Genomic DNA, 18,888 nt, shown 5'->3' with positions numbered 1-18,888 from the left:
ATTGTGTTGAGTTCAAAACAAGCCTTCAGCGGGAACTAGGGCTTGTTTTGATTTTGGTTTGGATGATTGGACAAAGAAACTCGAAAGCAGCGCCCGGAACCGACCATCATTACTTCGCGGTCGGCAAGCCGAACGGCTTTGCTACAGCTGACTTTCATCATTGGGAATGACCCATCGGGGCTAAGGCTGAACATCTCGTAATTTTTCAAAGATGTCCATTCCACAGCTGTGCGATCTGCTAGTCCCGAATATTCAACAGAATTCATGTCTGCGGCAGAAACGGCACTTGCCATCTTTGCCAAGTGCCGTTTTTGCTTTTCTTTGTCTTTTGAGGACTTCTTGTCGGTGTTTAGTGGGGTTTGAGTGCCATTAGAAGTGGCTTCTAGTGCATTCATAGTGGTTGCATAAGGGTATGATGCACGGACTTAAGTCTGTGCATAGTTCGGTTTAACTGTGGGCATAGTGGGGCTTAAGTGCCACTATGCACCGGGTATAGTGCCACTATCGAGTAGTGGTAATTTTGGTGAAAAGCTTGTATGTCAATGGTTTGAGCGTTTTGATATTTAGTTAAACTTCCGTTATTCTCGGTTTTAGTCAGCATCAGGTACATCAAGGGTGTGTCCGCGCAAGGTCAAGGCGCGGGTGCTTGCTCCTTTTGGTGGAACACGAGGTCTAGGTGTTCGGGAGCACATATCTTATGTAAGATATGTGTTTATCCTAGCATCTTATACAATAAATCTTATACAAAATCTTGCTAATCTTATATAAGAAATTCACCATGATTACCAAAAATGCCAAAGTCCAAGCACAGAGAGCACGGAGAAACCAAGAAACAGTACAGCCTAGGGCTGACGGAGACAGGAGTGGAGGGTCTAGACAAACAAGCTCAGAAAATGGGGGTGAGTCGCTCTCAATTGATAGAGATGATCGGTCGCGGGGAGATTTCACTAACCAATGTGGACAAACAAATGTTGGGGGAATCCTTGATCGGCTGATCGTTAAAACAATAGAGTTAATTCAGGATTCTGAGAATCGAACAGCCGAGCTAAAAACTCAACTACACGAATTAGTAGAGCTATCTAAGGAGTTTCAACAAAAAACAGAAGATTCATAAAACCGTCCTCCTTTACAAGATGAGGACGGTTTTATTCATGCGATCGCAGACAACTTACAGGATTACCAACAGGCATGGGATGACTGGGAGAAAACACACGGCGAGTATAAAAAGTATCCGGTTAACCGTGTTAGCGAATCATATTTTGGTGGAGATGATTCGCTAACAGAAAATCACGATCGTGATAATGATGATTCGCTAACAGCAGTCAACACTTACAAACTAGCCGGAACTGCTAGGGGAGATTTAAAATACTTCCGCGTAAGTTAATTAGCAGTTTTTGGTCGGCAATTTAACTTAAAAATCAAAACTGTGGATCGTAAAAACTATAGTTACCCATAGTCAATGTTAACATTTACCGCATCCTTACCACCGAGCAAATAGAGCAGACGCTGGAATTATAACAATTTTGATAGCGATCGCCATATTGTCAAGATTGAACGAGCGATCGCCATCATCAAAGTTAATTTTTATCGCCTGCTTACCAGTTCTTACCTAATAAAGTTTCAAATTCAGCTTGTAATGCTGCAATATCTGCCACTCTCGCCACGAGTATATTCTCTCGACCAGCATCATTTAAACGTGCTTTCCAATAGCGAATATTATCTGCGTTGTTTAACCAAAACTGAACTACTGTTTCTATCACTTGCTCGGAATTCCAACCCCACTTTATGGGTACTGGTTCTACAGTTTCTATCAATGCATCAAGCGTACATTTTTGGGTTCCTAGATATTCTACGCCTTGGTTATTTGGCTTTTGCTGTTGGTTATTAAAGAATTGCCAAATTGGAGACACCCCTACAATATCAAAAGTGTATTTCATTTAAGCCCTCCTAAATGGTAATTAGTTGTACAAAAATTTAGATTTATAGAAAAATTATGTCAGAAAAAATATCCGCCTGTCATCTGATAAAAGTATAATTCCCCCCTATGTCATCGGAATTAAACTTTGTTTAGAAATTAGCACTTGCCAGCTTAGAGTGCTAATTTTCATTCAACTAATTGATGTATTATTAGTAAGTTTCAAGCATAAATTCTGAGGCTAATTTTATTTTTAATAATTTTTTAAGTTTTACATTTACAGATGGAAAAGGTGAAGTAGCGGCTTTATCTGCCGCCTGTTTGTGGGCTGTGGCTTCGGTAGTTTATGGGATTGTAGGGCAGCGTATTCCGCCACTACATCTCAATTTGATTAAAGCGATAGTTGCCATCATTCTGCTTTTATTCACAATCCTAATTACTGGCGAATTCCTTCCAACTTTTGCACCCCTGCCTTTGTCTTTACTCTTACTCAGCGGTGCTGTGGGTATCGGCTTGGGCGATACAGCTTTCCTGGCTGCCATCAATTATTTGGGGGCGCGTCGCGTTTTACTCATAGGAACCCTCGCTCCTCCAATGACTGCGATCGCAGCTACAATCTTGCTTCAGGAACGGCTAAATTTCAGCGCTTGGTGCGGCATTTTGCTGACTATTTTAGGAGTCGCTTGGGTAGTTACAGAAAGAGTTCCCGATACGAGTAATAGTTCCACAACGCACCTATGGCGAGGAATCGGCTGTGGTTTGTTAGCAGCAATTACCAATGCTACAGGAATAGTTATCTCTCGTGTAGCATTTACGGCTTCTGATATTTCTCCGTTATGGGCTGCTTTATTGCGCTTGATTGCAGGCGCATTGATTATTCTAGTCTTACTATGGTTTTCCCAACACAGACATCGGACATTCTCAGATCCTTACTGGCGATCGCAACGAGTAATTCTCGCGAGTTGCTTCGCTGCTTTTTGTGGAACATACTTAGGAATTTGGCTACAACAGACAGCAATTAAATTCACGCCTGCGGGAATTGCCTCAACACTGATACAGACTAGCCCGTTATTTGTAATTCCCATTGCTATCTACATAGGCGAAAAAGTAAGTTCGAGAGCGATGGCAGGTGCAATTGTAGCGATCGCAGGCATTGGAGTGTTGTTTTACTTCAAATAATCCAGCGTTAATACGATATCCTTCTTGAGGAAGAAGGAGTAATAATTTATATTTTTAAAATTGTTAAGTATAGATGTTGGAGCAAAAATAATATGGCTTTATATAAATTGGAAGACCTTGCTACCAACCATGGCGATGCAGATTTGAAGAACTATGACGCTAGGAATTTTGATGTCTATTCAGACATTGATAACGATAAAGTTGGAACTGTCAAAGATATCTTAGTGGATGATTCAAGTCGCGTTCGCTATTTAGTTGTTGATACAGGTTTTTGGTTTTTTGGTAGACAAGTATTGTTACCAATTGGGCGTTCTAGAATAGACTATCCTAATCGGCGCGTGTATGCTACTGGGTTAACCAAAGAGCAAGTCGAACATTTACCAGATTTTAAGGATTTGGAACAGATTAATTACGATTATGAAGAACGGGTGGGTGGAGTTTATCGTACTCCAGTCACACAAGCGCCTTTAGAGACATCGACACCTGTAGATACTCCCCCAGCCTCTGGCGATCGCAATACATATAACTACAATCGCGAACCAAATCTTTACAATACAAACGAGCGGGATCATCAAAACCTGAAACTATACGAAGAACGTTTAGTTGCTAATAAATCCCGTGTGAAAACAGGAGAGGTATCTGTTGGTAAGCACGTTGAAACAGAAACGGCAAAAGTTGCTGTACCAGTTGAAAAAGAACGTGTAATTATTGAACGCACTACTCCCGAACAAGGTGCTAGAACTGTATCGCCTGCTGAAGCAGATTTCCGTGAAGGAGACGTTACCCGCATGGAAATTTACGAAGAAACTCCTGAAATTCGTAAAGAAGCTGTTTTGCGTGAGGAAGTAAAAATTAAGAAAGTAGTTGAACAAGATACAGTTGAAGCCCAAGATACCGTTCGCCGTGAGGAATTAGACATTCATAAAAACGACGAGCAATTAGGCGATCGAAGAAGCTGAGTGATATCAAACCAAGAAGAATACTTTGTGAAGTATTCTGCTAGCGATATATCCCCGCACTTAGCTTGTCAAGTGCGGGGTAATTTTTGACATTAATTTTTCCGTTCTTTACCAATCCTCAATTTTTTGTTCTGGCATGGCAAGGCTAAAGTATGCATTATGGCTTTCTTGTAGGATAGGCTTCTAGCCCCTCACGCGCAGGCTTTCCAGCCCACACCACAAGAGTTATATCTATGCATCTGACTTTTATCGGTTAGTGTAAATAAATGCAGGTTTGTAGCAAGGGCTTTAACCGAAGTTGAGATTTGATAAAGATGATATTAAAAGAAACAGTTGAACTAGAATTGCTGACGAAAGAAAGTATTGCTCGTGGTTTAATAGTGCTTGCCAATATTGACAGCGATCTAGGTCGCATTGTAGAGACGCTGGGAAATCCTCCAATGTGGGAAAGAGAAGCGGGTTTTCCCACACTACTCCGCATTATCTTAGAACAGCAAGTTTCCTTAGCAGCTGCAAGGGCTGTATTTAATCGTCTGTGTGCGCTTGTTGTACCGCTGACACCAGAAAATTTTTTGACATTAGATGATACTCAATTGAAAACGATTGGATTTAGTCGGCAAAAGACTTTATATTGTCGTGGGCTAGCAGAAGCTATAACGAGCGGTCAGCTTGATTTAACTCAGCTAGAAAAAATGGACGAAACGACAATTAGAACTGAACTCAAACAACTCAAAGGTATTGGAGACTGGACGGTTGATATTTACTTGCTAGTGGCGCTACAACACCCTGATGTTTTTCCCAAAGGAGATTTAGGATTAGCGATCGCTACCCAAAAGCTCAAAGGATTGACAACACGTCCAACACCAGTACAATTGGAAGCGATCGCGGAAAACTGGCGACCGTGGCGTGCAGTCGCTGCTAGACTTTTATGGCATTACTACCTGAGTAATGCCAATGGAAAGTCAGTTACAGTTTACCAGTGAATACCCGCTCGGCCGGGCCAGTCATGTAAACTCGCTGGTCTATTTCTGACCACTCTATTTGCAAAGGCCCGCCAGGGAGTTCTACAGTTGCGGTGCGATCGCATTTGTCTGTTAATACACCCGCCACCAAAGAAGCACAAGCACCAGTTCCGCAAGCTAATGTAATTCCAGCGCCTCGTTCCCAAACCCTCATTTTCAGGTAATCTCGGCTCACTACTTGAATAAATTCGGTATTTATTCGTTGAGGAAATACTGGGTGATGCTCGAACTGGGGGCCTATAGTTTCTAAGGGAATTGCTGCCACATCTTCTACAAAGGTAATGCAATGTGGATTACCCATACTCACACAGGTAATATTCCAAATTCGCTCTGCTAGTTCTAGCGGCTGCTTAATAACTTTTTCTTCAGCGGGTGCAATGGTTGTAGGAATTTCCCTCGCGAGAAGCCTGGGTAAGCCCATATCCACCTTCACTTGACCGTCGGGCATGAGTTGGGGTGCGATCGTACCAGCCAGGGTATGAATGCGATATAGGTCTTTATTTCGGGATTCACCTTCTAAATCTGCCAAAAACCCAGCTAAACAGCGAATGCCATTGCCGCACATTTCCGGTTCCGAACCATCGGAATTAAAAATCCGCATAGTATAGTCAGTGCCATTTTCTCCAGGTAGGGCAAAAATCACACCATCAGCACCGATACCAAAGTGGCGATCGCACAACTTGACTGCTTGCTCTGGAGTCAGTACGGGTAATGATGATGAGCGATTGTCAATTAATATAAAGTCATTTCCCAGACCGTGATACTTAGTAAATTCGATTGCCATTTTTTCAATGATGAATTATCAATGATTAGGTATTAGGGATTGGGTATTGGTAATTAGGGATGAGTCAGTGGTCAGTGGTCAGTGGTATTTGGAATTTTTCTCCCCCTGCTTCCCCTGCTCCCCTGCTCCCCCTGCTCTGTTAGTCCCCAGTCCCCAGTCCCCAGTCGCTTATTAAAACATTACCAAAAATGCATACAACTGAATTTGATACCTCACTACCTAGCATTCGACAACTACAAAATCTGATTAAACAAACACCAGTAGTAGAGTTCAAACTGGTAACGGGCGATTTGTTGGTGGGTAGGGTCTTATGGCAAGACCCACAATGCGTGTGTATTACAGATGAAAACAGCCAGCAAACGACGATTTGGAAGCAAGCGATCGCCTACATCAAGCCGAAAAATTAGTCAGTTGTCAGTTGTTAGTTGTCAGTTGTTAGTTGCTACTGACCACTGACTACTCCCGCAATTTATCCACAGGCAGAAACTCTTTGAGTGCTTGTGACTCTCCAGGTTTCACCTTGGGGATAGATAAAGGCACTTTGCTAACTGAGGCAAACAAAGGCTGTAGTTGATTTAAACTCGGCAAGCTACCGCATAGTAATACTTGGTCGCCATCTCGCAAGTCGATGTTGCTTTCAGGAGAGCGGATAAATTTGCCATCTCGCCGGATCGCCTGTACTTTCACAGTAGATTTATCGTGGATTTCCAAATCTATCAGAGTTTGACCCAAAGCTAAAGAATCAGCATTGACTGTAGTCCACTGACAAGCGCTATTTTCTCCGGGAACTGCCACCTGTCCTTTCGCCAATTCTTCTAAAGCTGCGACTTCCTCAGTTCCTCCCACCACCAACAGGCGATCGCCTTCTTGTAATTTAGTTTGAGCGTCAGGATAATCGATTTCATCGCCGTTAGTGCGGCGGATTGCCATCAAACTTACCCCTGTTAAGTAGCGCATATCCGCTTCTTCTAGGCTCATGCCAATTAAAGGAGAGCTAGACGGTAGGGCATACCAACGGCGATTTAAATCGCGCGTGGCTTGTCTTAAATCGTAGGAAACCTCCGAGGCAGAACGTTCTGGGCGCAAATCTAAATAATGACCGTTACGGATTTGCTGCATTTCTTGTTGTACTACCAGTGGTGAAAAGCCCAAACAATTTAATAAATAAGTAGCCATTTCTATACTGGCTTCAAACTCTGGCTGTACTACTTCCCTTGCTCCTAGTTGGTAAAGCACTTCAATATTTTTATCTTGGGTGGCGCGTACAACCAAATCTAATTCTGGGCACACTTCCAAAGCGCGTTTCAGACAAAGACGGGAACTCATCGGGTCTGAAAGAGCGATCGCCATTCCCTTAGCATGGCTGACTCCAGCGGTTTCCAGAACGTGGAAACTCACACAATTGCCGTAAACATAAGGCACTCCCGTCTCTCTTAATTTCTGAATTCGACTTTCTGATTGGTCGATAACCACTACAGGCAAGTCGTGTTGCTGTAATAATTTCACTAAATTCTTGCCGACTCGCCCATAGCCACAAACTACCACATGGTCTTTTAAAGGTAAATCATCGGAGATATCGCGCGGTTGCTCTTCTTGTAAATACGGTTTCAACCAAGGCATTGATTCGGCAAAGTTAAATAAAAATGGTACTAACCGCAGTACAAAAGGGGTAAGTATCAAAGTGACTGCTGTAGTTCCCAAAATTAGTAAATATATCTGTCGGGATACCAACCCTAGAGCTTGCCCTTCACTGGCGAGAACAAAGGAAAATTCCCCAATTTGAGCCAGTCCCAACCCAGCAATTAAAGCTGTTTTTAAAGGGTAGCGGAACAGCTTAACTAGGGGCGTAATAATTAAAAACTTACCGATGAAAACGATCGCCACTAGTTCTAAAATCAATTCCAGGTTTTTCCACAAAAATACTGGATCGATTAACATACCAATGGCGGCAAAGAACAAGCTGGCAAAAATATCTCGCAGCGGTTCTACATAACTTAGGGTTTGGTCGGCGTATTCCACCTCCGAAATCATTAAGCCGGCGACAAATGCCCCCATCTCAATTGAAAGTCCCAAATACTCTGTCAGCAGGGCAATACCCAAACACAATGCCACCACACCTAGTAAAAATAGTTCTCGGCTTTCGGTGCGGGCTAGCAATCGCAATAAAGGCGGTACTAGCCAAAGCCCCGCCGCCACAGCTCCAGCAGCAAATAATCCAATCCGCGCCAAAGCTGTCAGCACTGCTATGCCGATGGCTTCCCCCGGTTCGTTGAGAGCGGGTAATACTGCTAGCATCAGTCCCAAAGCCAAATCCTGCACCACCAGAATGCCCAGCATTACTTGTCCGTGGGGCGTTTCTGTTTCGTTACGCTCCATCAAGCATTTCAGGACAACTGCTGTGGAAGACAAAGATAAAATTGACCCCAAAAATACGCCCTTGGCAGGTAAGGCTCCCCAAGCTCCTGTTATCCCGCAAACTAAAACTGTAACCGCGATCGTCAAGGCAATCTGGAGTCCGCCTCCTCCCAGAGCGATCGCTTTTACTTTCTTGAGTTCCGTAAAGGAAAATTCCACACCCAAAGCAAACAACAAAAAGGCAACCCCGAACTGTGCCAGAGTTTCCACTTGAATCAATTCTTTAATCAGTCCCAGTCCAGCTGGCCCGACAATCATTCCGCCGAGCAGATACCCCAATAGTGCGGGTTGTCGTAAAAGCGATGCCAAAAGACCACCACAGGCTGCGACGGCGAGAACTAATACTAAATCAACAATTAGCCTAAAATCTTCCTGCACAAGTTTTGAAAAGAACTATTAAAACCTATTAATTTAGGATACAAAGTTTTATCTATCTCATGCTATTTTGACTAAGAATACGCAAAGTGCGACACACAATAAAGACCCGTATCTCCTCCTTTGCCCCTGCCTTTCAAAGGCAGGTATTTAAGAGGTTGTTTGAAAAGTCTAATTTATTACTTGCCTTGGCGACTAGTGACTAGAAGTCGCGGCTACACAAACAAAACCCACCTTCGTGGGTTAAAACCTTTAATTTTTCATTAGTCCGCGTAGGCGGACTTTGCCTGTGTAGTAGCGAATTATATTTGCCCAAAATTTTCAAACATCCTCTTAGGAGTCAAATAAATTACCGCTCAACATGAGTCTCCGGGTTTTCTCACGACTCAATTAGGGTTACTATATGCTAAGTCTCCTGACATTTTCTCAGAATCACCTGGAATTATTTACCAGTTGGGATGTCGATGCGGTACTTAAAAGGATTGATGGTTCTCAAAATATTTGGTTGCGCTGTACTCACTTTCGCGATCGCACGGGAACGGCTAAAATTATTCAGCATTTTGGACTCAATCCATCTCGCGTTGACATGATATTTAACCATTCTTCTATAGGAATAGATGAAGATATAGAAGATTGTTTGTTTGACAACTATGAAATTTTAATTCATCAAATAAAAAATCGTGATTATGAAGTAGCGCGCGGCAGTATTGTGGTTGGCAGTAATTTTATTATTACGTTTGAAATTACTGAGTTAAAAATTTTAAGTGTACTAACTAACAATCTTCAAAAGCAAACTATAGATATTAACAATTGCGGAGTAGACTATCTTTTATATCTCATCTCCAAAGAAATTTTGAATAATTATCATAGTGTATTTGACTATATCTCTTTACAACTTGATGATTTAGAAGATGAAGTTTTAGATAATTCTGGCGATGAATCAACTTACCAAAAAATTGCCACGATGAGACAGTCTACTCGTGTCGGACGACGTAATTTTCAAAACATCAAATCACTTCTGGTAATTATGAACCATGAAGATTGTCAATGGATTACTCAACCAGTGAAAGAACTATTTAGTCAAGAATTAGTTCACCACGTTGATAATCTCTGGCAAGAATATCAAGGTTTGAGAGTTTGGATGTCAGAATTAATGGAAATTCAACGGGATAACATTGCGAGCAAAACCAGCGAACGAATTAATCGCTTGACTATCCTATCGACGGTATTTTTACCAATCACTTTCATTGCTGGTGTCTATGGTATGAACTTTAAATACATGCCAGAATTAGATCAACCTTGGGCTTATCCTACTGTTATGGGCGTGATGCTATTAATTGTAATTGGTAGTATTGTGTATGCTAAACGGCAACGTTGGTTGTAGCATCTATGGGGATTACAAGCCATGCATATTTTATTGAGCGATGCCCTCGATCGCGGTAATAATCGCTTAAGATGTTGATATTGAAAGGATACCTACCAGTACTCGTACTAAATCTTCTAAACCTTCAGGAACGCGATAAAGTTTAATATCTTCTGTAACTAGTTTCTGTTCTCTATGAAGTGTACCAAATTTCCAATCATCGCCATTAGTAACTGCCCCATATAAAATCAGCGATTGATTTTCTAAAGATTTATCCAGAGCTATTAATTCTACTGATAGCTGTGTAAATCCCCTTCTAATATCTGATTGCTTGGCTTCAATTATTAATAGAGAATTATATTTATGCAAGTAATAATCTAAAGTACCTTTAAGCTTGTTATCTACATTCAGGGGATACTCGCTATATAGTTGAGCCTTTGTTTGGTCGCATATTTCAGTCAGGATAGGAGCAATTAGAAATTCTCTAATTGATATTTCTGCTACAGGATTAAAAAGTCGGATATTACGTTGTAAATATCCTTGCAAAAACTCCAAATATTTAATTTCATCAAAATATTTAGGCAAATTCAAACTTGTACGTTCATAGTTATATTCAAATTCACCTATGATTTCTGCTGTGGGATTAGTTAGTTGAAAATATTGGCTGAAAGTATAGCTTTGGTCGGATTTTAATATTTTGTATTTGCTCATCTTGGCAGGAGAAAAGACTATATATCTGGGGTTTTTACTGATTTATTTGTTAATAGCATAATCACCTCGCGATCGCAAATCAATATAAAATTATCTAGTTAGTCTCGAACAACTTCCCCAGCTTGAAAAATTTGATTAACTGTTATTTTCAAATCGGGAAAAGTTGGGGATATGATGTAGTCGTTGCCTCGAAACTGACTAACTTGATACTCCCCATCTACTAATTGATAAATTGAGAAGGTAGGAAGTTTCGGATCGCCAATGAACTTTCTAGCACCTAATGCGGCGTAATCGGCGATCCAATATTCAGGGATACCCATTTCCTCATAGTCAGCAAGCTTTTTGTAGTAATCATCGCGCCAATTTTGGCTAACAACTTCAATCACCAAAGCAATTGAACTACCTTGAGTAACAGTAGAGGATTTTGTCCAAAGAGGTTCTGAAGCTAAACTGTGGCGATTCAAGATTAAAACATCTGGTAAATAACCAGATTCACCTTCAGGAGCTTTTACTATTGCTTGATTGGGTATGAAGTAAGGAAGGTTTAATCGACTGTATTCAATGACTAGTTTATTATTTAAAAACCCTTTGATTTCTTCATGCTTACCGCTAGGTGGTGTCATCTCAATAATTGCCCCATTATGTAGTTCGTAACGTACTGGAGAATTTTCTGGATACCATTGAATAAATTCCTCAAATGTTACTAATTTTGTTGCTGTTTGAATTTGAGCCATAATCAACTTAATAATTTATAGAGATATCTATTTACCTAACATCTTCACTTTGGACTTCTTCATCGCGTTCAATTACCTCAGATTTATCCGTTAAAGGCTTCACCACCCGTGCGATCGCTTCTTGTACAAAAGCTTTAATAAATTCATCTCTGCGATTAATTTGAAACTGTCGCTGCACTACCTCAGTCATTCCACCATCACCCCAATCTTGGTCGTGACGAAAATACTCAATAAAACTTTTACCAGCAATCCGCGTTAAATAAGCTGCCGTTACGCCCTGAATTGCCCTACCGACAATAAAAGTGGCAGGATTCGTTTGCAAAGCAGTAGAAAGTAATTCAATCGCTCCCTTGACTATACCCAGACTGGCGATGGTTTTGGCTAAGGAAAGGGCTAACTCTCGTCCCCGTTCCATGTTCAGTTCACAGCCGTAGACTCTGCCAATTTCTACGACCATTTGAGCATTGACAGCAGCAGTTGCCAATAAATCGACAAATGGTAGCGGTGTGACTGATACAACACCTGCGCCAATCCATTGAAACCGTTCCACGATTTTGTCGGCTTGACGGCGACGCTGGCTATCGATGAGTTTTCGCGCTTCTTCTCCCAGTCGCAGCGATTGCAAAAGAATATTATCTGCTACCAAATCTTCACCCTCAGCCCTTAAAATCGCTGCCATCCGCCGCAGCAAAGGTACAATATCCGCTTCTGGCTGGAAGATTTCACCAGTTTCTAATTGTGCAGATTGGGGATTAGCCGCGATCGCCACTACATCATTAGTCGCAATAAATCCCCGTACTCGTTGGCGCAATCGTGCTAAAATCGCTTCTTTATCTTCATCGGTGTATAAATCAGTTTTATTGAGGATTAGCAGCGATCGCTTGCCAATTTCTGCCAAGCCGCGCAGTGGCTCGTATTCCGAACGCCGCAGATCATTATCTACCACAAATAATAGTAAATCTGCTGAGGTGGCTAGTTCTCTTGCTAACTGTTCTCGTTCCGTTCCTGCTACCCCTGCTTCTAAAATCCCTGGCGTATCTGTAATTAAAATCTTGCGTTCTAATCCTTTGAGCCGCATACAATAGGTTTCGCCGACTTGGGTTGTACCCATTGGTGCATCCACTTGACCCACCATGCGTCCCATAATTGCATTGACTAGGGAAGTTTTGCCAGCACTTCCCGTGCCAAATACTACCACTTGAATTTCACCACGCGCTAGATTAACTTCAATTTCCCGCGATCGACTGAGTAAAGCTTGCCGTGCTACTTCATCTTGAATTTGCGCTACTTGTTGTCGTACAGCTTGTAGTGTAGAAGAAGCCGCATCAGATTTGGCAGCTGGTATTTGCGCTGGAGTTACACGGGGGCGACTGCGGCGAGAACGTTTCTCTCCAGCCTGCATTACCAGTACGTAATAAATAAAAGCTGCAACTAAGGCCCCTATCAACACAACCAGCAGCAACAACAGCAAATTGCCTAGCAACGGAGAATAAGACAACTGCCAGTAGAGGCGCGATAGAGAATCAATCAGCCACAGGGCTAGCCCCAAAATGACGATTAGACCAACAATCAGCGTGACAATGCGGGACAGAGGCATGGGTGGCAAAAATTTAGTGGGTATTCAGTAGGCAGTCCCAATGAAAAAGGGACTGGGTACTGGGTACTGGGTACTAGTATTTTTACTCAGCACTCAGCGCTCAGCACTTTCAAGGCAGATGCTTTTAATATTAATAGTTTCAATCTTTTTTATCAGAGTAGAAAGTAAGAAGTATAGATCCTAGGGAAGTTGCGATCCTTGCAAATTTAGTGCATCACAGAAAGTACATCCCAAGGCAGGCTTGGTTTGTCTAGCCTGAGACTTGAAGTTTGAGGATTTGGCAAATCAGTCTTGGGAAAGAGAAAAATATAGAAACAAAACAAACTTATGGGACTTTTCGATCAAATTCTTGGTGCTGTCAGCAATCCCAATCAGCAAGGCAGCTTGGGTCAAATTGGCAGTATTATCAACGCTGTGAATCAATTGAGCGATCGCACTGGGGCAGATCCCTCAACAATACAATCTGTATTGGGTATTGTGGGGAACTATGTGCGTTCTTCTTTGCAAGAGAAGCAAGCTACAAGCGGTAATGAAGAAGCCCAAGCTTTAGTCAATCAATATAGTGGCACTTCTGACAACCCTCAAGCTGTTAACTCCCTCTTTTCTCCGGCGATACAGCAGCAAGTAGCTGAAGTTGCATCCCAGCGCACTGGCTTAGATGCTGGTACTATCCAACAATTACTGCCTTTAGCAGTGCCTGTAGTGCTGAATTTCTTGCAATCTGGCGCAAACGCACACAATCCTCAAGCTGGCGGGAATCCTATCCTTAATTCCTTCTTGGATGCAGACAGGGATGGCGATGTCGATATTGCTGATGCTATCCAGTTGGCTAGTCAGTATATGAGAAGGTAGGGAGCAGGGAGTGGGGAGTAGGGAGTAGGGAGTGGGGAGTAGGGAGAGGGAAAGTTCTTTCCCCGCATCCCCGCGTCCCCGCATCCCCGCGTCTCCGCGTCTCCAAGTCTCCGCGTCTCCAAGTCTCCGCGTCCTCAAACATTCCCATCCAAAATAGTTCCTTCTAAATTGGCTCCCTCTAGATTTGCGCCGTTCAAATTAGCAGCGTTTAAATCTGCGCGGGTAAGATTGGCCTGAGTCAAGTCAGCTACAGTTAAGTCTGCACCACTGAGGTCTGCTTTATCTAAATTTGCCGCATTCAATTTCGCTTCGTGCAACTCCGCTTCGCTCAGGTTAGCTTCAATTAGCTTGGCGACAGTCAAATCAGCTTGGGTCAAATTAGCTCCATCTAAAATTGCACCATCTAAAATGGCTCCATCCAAAATAGCTCCAGCTAAGTTACTACCAGTCAAGTTTGCATTGCTCAAATTAGCTCCGTTCAAGTCGGCCTCAAGCAAGCTAGTGTGCGATAGATTAGCATGACTGAGATTAGCTCCATCTAAGATAGCTTTATTTAAAATTGCCCCACTGATATTGGCTTCTTTCAAGTTTGCTTCGCTCAAGTTGACAGCAGTAAAGTCTCTTACGCCTGCGGCATAGTTTTTCAGGAGTTCATCTGCTTTCATATCGTCGCTATGTAAGGAACGTTGATTGAGAAATATCTAATCTTTGTAACAGAGGATTATTGTAGTGACTAAATAAAAGTACTTTATCTAGGATAGCTAGCTGAAAATTTTTGAGCTACTACCTGAGGTGATGAATTTATTTCATACCTAAGAAAGATATTTAGGGATTTGAAGATTCAGATACAACATATTGCAACTAGGTGAAGCAGCGCAGTCTTGGTGAGTCCACTTGCCAAATTGAATAAAGTCGGGTGCGTTGACTAAGTGTCACGCACTCGCCTCATCCCAAAAGATTAGAGAAATCGAAATAGAAAGAGAGTTTCAAGCAATATTTTGAAAAGTCTTCAATTTATCTGAATAATTTACTCTTTACGAATTCCTAAATGTCCTCTGACATCGATGTAAGGTGTTTTATTTCTTCCACTTGTAGAGGGCGCAGCTCCTGAGCGCCAAGCGAAGAGATTGGTTAATGTCCGCACAGGATTTTCATTTGGTTTCAGGGTCAATATCAACTCATTACACTGTCCATTTAACTGGTTAGCAGTGCAAATCACATTTTGTCCGTTCATATGGCCTGTCGTAACATATCTCAACTGTTTGTTGCGGCGGTAGGTTTCCAAGCGTCCGCTCACCTCTTGACAACGCGTCAGTGGGTCGTAGCCAGAGTTTTGGAAGTAATTGGAAGTCCAGCGAATCCAAGGCTCAGTCACACCTTTCTCATTTTGGTACACTGTCACGGGTTTTCTTGTTGAGTTGTCACAATAAAAACCTCGCCCACCTTGAGCTTGACTAGGTTGATTGATACTTGCAGTCGCGCCGAGGGCGACAACACCCGCAACCAAAACATTTGTCAATCGTGCTAATTTCATAAATAACTCTACAAATCTTGAGTAAAAGGTTTTTTGTCTGCTCATTTCATAGTCTCCCTACTAAAAGTAGGGAGATGATAAAAAGTTCTAGTGCAACATTGTTTAAGGCATTTTCAAGAAATAAATTATCCACGTTGTGGCGTTCGTTAGATATCTTGATGGGACAGGTGAGGACACCCATCCCACAAGAAAATTTGGAATGTTTTTTATTTATCAGTCCCCAAATAAGCCACTCATTTGAAATAGACGAAAAGCTGACAAAATCATGATTCTTTTGCCTTTTGCTCTCCTCCAACTTTCATAGCCTCAATAGCGATAGGATATTTATTTAGAAGTACCTTAGCCAATTACTTAGGTTTATAAACGTTTTTATCTATATACGTAATGAGCAGGAACCCACTTGCGACCATGATTTGTTTTCTCCCAATGTCCAGGAATCAAAACTTTCTTTTTCACTGGTGGTTTTCTTGCTATCTTTGAAACAGTGGTATTGTGAGCGTGAGAATTAACAATAACTTCTAGTGCTGATGCTTGTGAAGGTATAGAAGTAAGAGTAAATGGTAAAAGAAGCGCAGTACTAACTAGTATTTGTTTGATATTCATCACTAAATCTCCTGTTGTGAATTGTGTAAATGATTTGTATGTCTTACGTTTATAAGTTTAGAAATTCAAACAGTTAGATACTAGTGATAAAAGTAAGTACTTAATTATGACTTAAGTAATATCGGACAGGAGACTTAGGAAAGGTGACAAGGAAATATGCTAAATGGTAAGTAAATTAGTATACCCCTTGCTCAAATCCTACAAAGGTAGCGATCGCTTTGCTAAATTTTGCATTCAGCAGTTAAAGTCGCGGATCTACAGGTTCGCTCTCTAATGCCAAAATCCCAAAAACGCATTCATGCACGCGACGTAGAGGTGCATGGGTAACAAATCTTTCCAATGCTTCCACACCCAAGGCAAACTCGCGCATAGCCAAAGAACGTTTGTGAGATAAACCCCGTTGGCGCAGGCGTTGTAAATTCTCTGGGGTTGAGTATTCCGGGCCGTAGATAATTCGCAGATATTCTTGGCCGCGACACTTTACCGCAGGCTGTAAGATACCGCGACTACCTCGGACGATGAATTGCATTGGCTTGACAACCATACCTTCACCTCCCGCAGCGGTGAGTTTTTCCCACCAATAGACACCTTCTGCTTGGCTGCTGGGGTCTGTCAAATCTATCATTTTATAACCAGTAGCTAGAAGCAAGGCGGGGTCTGACTGGCAAATTTTAGCTATTTGCTCCATGTGCCAGCGATGGTCTTTGTCAACATGGACAGTTTTCTCGGTTGCCAGGATGTGGAAGGGAGCGAGTTTGAGTTGCGAAATATCAGTAACTGTCCAACAGTAGCGACGGTAGGCAGTAACGTATTGCTGCGCCATCTCTGCACGTTGTTGGTAGTGTTTAAGTGGGGTGCTTATTTCCACGCCGCGATCGCTTGCCTGTTGTAGTAAACTAACAGCATTACCAAGGGCAAGCCGTGAAGCTACACCCACGGGTGCATACTGTTCTCGCAGTAGTCCCTGAGCCTTAGCTGACCAAGGCATCAATTCACAATCCAGACACACCCAATCTGTCTGAAATTCTTCCCAAAAGCCACTGTGGGAAAGAGCAGCATTGACCCGTGTTAAAAGTTCTATTTCCAAAGCTGAATCATCGAAAAAGCGCCTTCCCGTGCGGGTGTAACAGATGCCGATTCCCTCATTTATGACACCAAACCGTTTTTCGGCAGCTTTTAAATCCCGACAAACAACCACCACAGCCCGCGAACCCATGTGTTTTTCTTCACAAACTATTTCCGTAATTTCGGCGTTTTGGTAATAGGCAAAGGCTTGTGCTGGATGTTCTAAAAATCCTGATGCTTGGGATGTTTCCACAGGGGACATGGTAGGCGGTAGATAAATCAACCATTTAGGATTAGCAGCAAAACGACTGATCACTTCTAGGGCTGCGATCGCATTTTCTTCCCGAATGGTAATGTTATTCTGAAGTCTGGTATTAATGATGCGCTTACCCAGTACGTCCTCTATGTGCAAGACATCATCGAGTTCCTGCTGGAATGTGCGTGTGATTGTATTGTTGTTCAGCGGTTTCACAGGTTCGCGGTAAACACGGGCGGCGGGGATGCTCACTAATTCCCTTTCTGGATAGCGCAGGGCGGTTAATTTGCCACCATAGACACAACCTGTATCAATATCAATAGTGTTATTCAGCCATTCCGCTTCCGGTACAGGGGTGTGTCCGTAAACCACCATCGCTTCACCCCGGTACTCTCCTGCCCAGTTGTAACGCACGGGTAAACCAAATTCATCAATCTCGCCAGTACTTTCGCCATAAAGGGCAAACTCACGCACCGCACCAGACCCTCGTCCTTGCATTTCTTGTTTCATCCCGGCGTGCGCTACCACTAACCGCCCATCATCTAGGAGGTAGTGACTGATAAGGGAATCAAGAAACTTTTCTAATTCTTTGGAGAAAGGTTCGCGCACTGCATCAGGTAACGCCTCAATCTCATTTAAAGTTTGCTCTAGTCCATGAGTTACTCGGACATTTTTACCACGTAGTTTCCGCAACAGCTTGTTTTCATGATTACCAGGAACGCAAAGAGCCGTACCCGCACTAACCATATTTCGCACCAGCTTGACTGTATCTAAGATACGCGGCCCTCTATCTACCAAATCGCCAAGAAAAACAGCTTTACGTCCTTCAGGATGATAGTAAATTGGATAGTCCCACAATTCATCCCCTCTGCTCTCCTGCTCCTCTGCCCCCCTGCCCTTTTGGTAGCCTAACTGTTGCAGTAATGTTTCCAGCTCGTCGCAACAGCCATGAACGTCACCAATGATATCAAAGGGGCCGCGTTCGTGCTTGAGATTATTCCAAAGAAGTTGACGCTCAATTTCGACAGATTCAATTGCTTCTAAAGAGTTAAGAGTATAAACATAGCGGAAACCTTCCTTTTCCAAACCCCTTAGAGAACGGCGTAACATTTGGGTATGCCGACGCACCACATGGGGGCCAAACTGGCGATCGCTGCGTTGTTGGTTGCGTTCGTGGCATAATTCTTCTGGGAGGTCGAGAACAATTGCGATCGCAAAGCAATGATACTGCCGTGCCATTTGTAGCAAAGGTTTGCGGTCTTCCATCTGCACGTTGGTAGCATCGATTACAGTGAGTTTACCTGCTGCTAGTCGTTTGGCAACAATAAAGTGCAACACCTCAAAAGCGTCTTTGGAGACAGTCTGGTTATTTTCGTTATTTGACACCAACCCGCGGCAAAAATCAGAAGACAGCACCTCAAAAGGCTGAAAGTGCTTGCGAGAAAAAGTCGATTTCCCCGAACCAGAAGCACCGATAAGGACAATTAGAGAAATTTCCGGAATAGTTATTTTCATAATTAATAG

18 protein-coding genes are annotated in these 18,888 nt (G+C 42.7%); 7 read left to right on the top strand and 11 right to left on the bottom strand.

Annotated features, from left to right (window positions below):
• Window positions 1–35: 35 nt before the first annotated feature.
• Complete coding sequence (locus tag I8752_RS22595; protein ID WP_214434505.1) at window positions 36–395, bottom strand: hypothetical protein; 360 nt, start codon at window positions 393–395, stop codon at window positions 36–38.
• Window positions 396–778: 383 nt separating this feature from the next.
• Between I8752_RS22595 and I8752_RS22590 the strand changes: the two genes are divergently transcribed.
• The gene (locus I8752_RS22590; RefSeq protein ID WP_214434504.1) at window positions 779–1,114 is read left to right on the top strand and encodes a hypothetical protein; all 336 of its coding nucleotides are present in this window, start codon (window positions 779–781) and stop codon (window positions 1,112–1,114) included.
• A gap of 481 nt (window positions 1,115–1,595) precedes the next feature.
• Here I8752_RS22590 and I8752_RS22585 read toward each other — a convergent pair whose 3' ends face one another.
• Window positions 1,596–1,937 (bottom strand): hypothetical protein, encoded by a 342-nt coding sequence (locus tag I8752_RS22585; protein ID WP_214434503.1) that lies wholly within the window; start codon window positions 1,935–1,937, stop codon window positions 1,596–1,598.
• A 227-nt stretch (window positions 1,938–2,164) separates the two neighbouring features.
• On the opposite strand from I8752_RS22585, the gene I8752_RS22580 reads away from it, so the two are divergent.
• The 3 genes from I8752_RS22580 (at window position 2,165) to I8752_RS22570 (ending at window position 5,036) form a co-directional block, all read left to right on the top strand.
• Window positions 2,165–3,094: a DMT family transporter gene (locus I8752_RS22580; RefSeq protein ID WP_214434517.1), complete on the top strand. Its 930-nt coding sequence runs from the start codon at window positions 2,165–2,167 to the stop codon at window positions 3,092–3,094.
• Window positions 3,095–3,186: 92 nt separating this feature from the next.
• The gene (locus tag I8752_RS22575) at window positions 3,187–4,053 is read left to right on the top strand and encodes a DUF2382 domain-containing protein (RefSeq protein ID WP_214434502.1); all 867 of its coding nucleotides are present in this window, start codon (window positions 3,187–3,189) and stop codon (window positions 4,051–4,053) included.
• Between the two features lie 314 nt (window positions 4,054–4,367).
• Window positions 4,368–5,036 (top strand): DNA-3-methyladenine glycosylase family protein, encoded by a 669-nt coding sequence (locus I8752_RS22570; RefSeq protein WP_214434501.1) that lies wholly within the window; start codon window positions 4,368–4,370, stop codon window positions 5,034–5,036.
• Here the strand turns inward: I8752_RS22570 and dapF are convergent.
• On the bottom strand, window positions 5,020–5,859 hold the full coding sequence (gene dapF / locus I8752_RS22565) for a diaminopimelate epimerase (protein WP_214434500.1): 840 nt from the start codon (window positions 5,857–5,859) through the stop codon (window positions 5,020–5,022). The genes I8752_RS22570 and dapF overlap by 17 nt on opposite strands.
• A gap of 188 nt (window positions 5,860–6,047) precedes the next feature.
• Here dapF and I8752_RS22560 point away from each other — a divergent pair, with 188 nt between their 5' ends.
• Window positions 6,048–6,266 carry an Hfq-related RNA-binding protein gene (locus I8752_RS22560; RefSeq protein WP_214434499.1) on the top strand — a complete coding sequence of 73 codons (219 nt, stop codon included), beginning with the start codon at window positions 6,048–6,050 and terminating at the stop codon, window positions 6,264–6,266.
• A gap of 49 nt (window positions 6,267–6,315) precedes the next feature.
• Here I8752_RS22560 and I8752_RS22555 read toward each other — a convergent pair whose 3' ends face one another.
• Window positions 6,316–8,652, bottom strand: a complete 2,337-nt coding sequence (locus I8752_RS22555; RefSeq protein WP_214434498.1) for a cation:proton antiporter domain-containing protein — start codon at window positions 8,650–8,652, stop codon at window positions 6,316–6,318.
• A gap of 400 nt (window positions 8,653–9,052) precedes the next feature.
• Here I8752_RS22555 and I8752_RS22550 point away from each other — a divergent pair, with 400 nt between their 5' ends.
• Window positions 9,053–10,033: a magnesium transporter CorA family protein gene (locus I8752_RS22550; RefSeq protein ID WP_214434497.1), complete on the top strand. Its 981-nt coding sequence runs from the start codon at window positions 9,053–9,055 to the stop codon at window positions 10,031–10,033.
• Window positions 10,034–10,099: 66 nt separating this feature from the next.
• Here the strand turns inward: I8752_RS22550 and I8752_RS22545 are convergent, their stop codons facing one another.
• From I8752_RS22545 to I8752_RS22535, 3 genes are all read right to left on the bottom strand, one after another.
• Complete coding sequence (locus tag I8752_RS22545; RefSeq protein WP_214434496.1) at window positions 10,100–10,723, bottom strand: hypothetical protein; 624 nt, start codon at window positions 10,721–10,723, stop codon at window positions 10,100–10,102.
• A gap of 98 nt (window positions 10,724–10,821) precedes the next feature.
• The gene (locus tag I8752_RS22540; protein ID WP_214434495.1) at window positions 10,822–11,457 is read right to left on the bottom strand and encodes a Uma2 family endonuclease; all 636 of its coding nucleotides are present in this window, start codon (window positions 11,455–11,457) and stop codon (window positions 10,822–10,824) included.
• Window positions 11,458–11,488: 31 nt separating this feature from the next.
• Window positions 11,489–13,054: a YcjF family protein gene (locus I8752_RS22535; RefSeq protein WP_214434494.1), complete on the bottom strand. Its 1,566-nt coding sequence runs from the start codon at window positions 13,052–13,054 to the stop codon at window positions 11,489–11,491.
• Between the two features lie 327 nt (window positions 13,055–13,381).
• On the opposite strand from I8752_RS22535, the gene I8752_RS22530 reads away from it, so the two are divergent.
• The gene (locus I8752_RS22530; RefSeq protein WP_214434493.1) at window positions 13,382–13,906 is read left to right on the top strand and encodes a DUF937 domain-containing protein; all 525 of its coding nucleotides are present in this window, start codon (window positions 13,382–13,384) and stop codon (window positions 13,904–13,906) included.
• A 134-nt stretch (window positions 13,907–14,040) separates the two neighbouring features.
• Here I8752_RS22530 and I8752_RS22525 read toward each other — a convergent pair whose 3' ends face one another.
• From I8752_RS22525 to I8752_RS22510, 4 genes are all read right to left on the bottom strand, one after another.
• On the bottom strand, window positions 14,041–14,571 hold the full coding sequence (locus I8752_RS22525) for a pentapeptide repeat-containing protein (protein ID WP_214434492.1): 531 nt from the start codon (window positions 14,569–14,571) through the stop codon (window positions 14,041–14,043).
• A gap of 362 nt (window positions 14,572–14,933) precedes the next feature.
• On the bottom strand, window positions 14,934–15,440 hold the full coding sequence (locus tag I8752_RS22520) for a COP23 domain-containing protein (RefSeq protein ID WP_214434491.1): 507 nt from the start codon (window positions 15,438–15,440) through the stop codon (window positions 14,934–14,936).
• Window positions 15,441–15,809: 369 nt separating this feature from the next.
• The gene (locus I8752_RS22515; RefSeq protein WP_214434490.1) at window positions 15,810–16,043 is read right to left on the bottom strand and encodes a YXWGXW repeat-containing protein; all 234 of its coding nucleotides are present in this window, start codon (window positions 16,041–16,043) and stop codon (window positions 15,810–15,812) included.
• A 241-nt stretch (window positions 16,044–16,284) separates the two neighbouring features.
• The gene (locus tag I8752_RS22510; RefSeq protein ID WP_214434516.1) at window positions 16,285–18,879 is read right to left on the bottom strand and encodes a polynucleotide kinase-phosphatase; all 2,595 of its coding nucleotides are present in this window, start codon (window positions 18,877–18,879) and stop codon (window positions 16,285–16,287) included.
• Window positions 18,880–18,888: the final 9 nt, after the last annotated feature.

This window comes from Dendronalium phyllosphericum CENA369 (assembly GCF_016056275.1).
Taxonomy (GTDB): Bacteria; Cyanobacteriota; Cyanobacteriia; order Cyanobacteriales; family Nostocaceae; genus Dendronalium; species Dendronalium phyllosphericum.
This window is presented reverse-complemented; position numbering and strand designations above follow the sequence as displayed.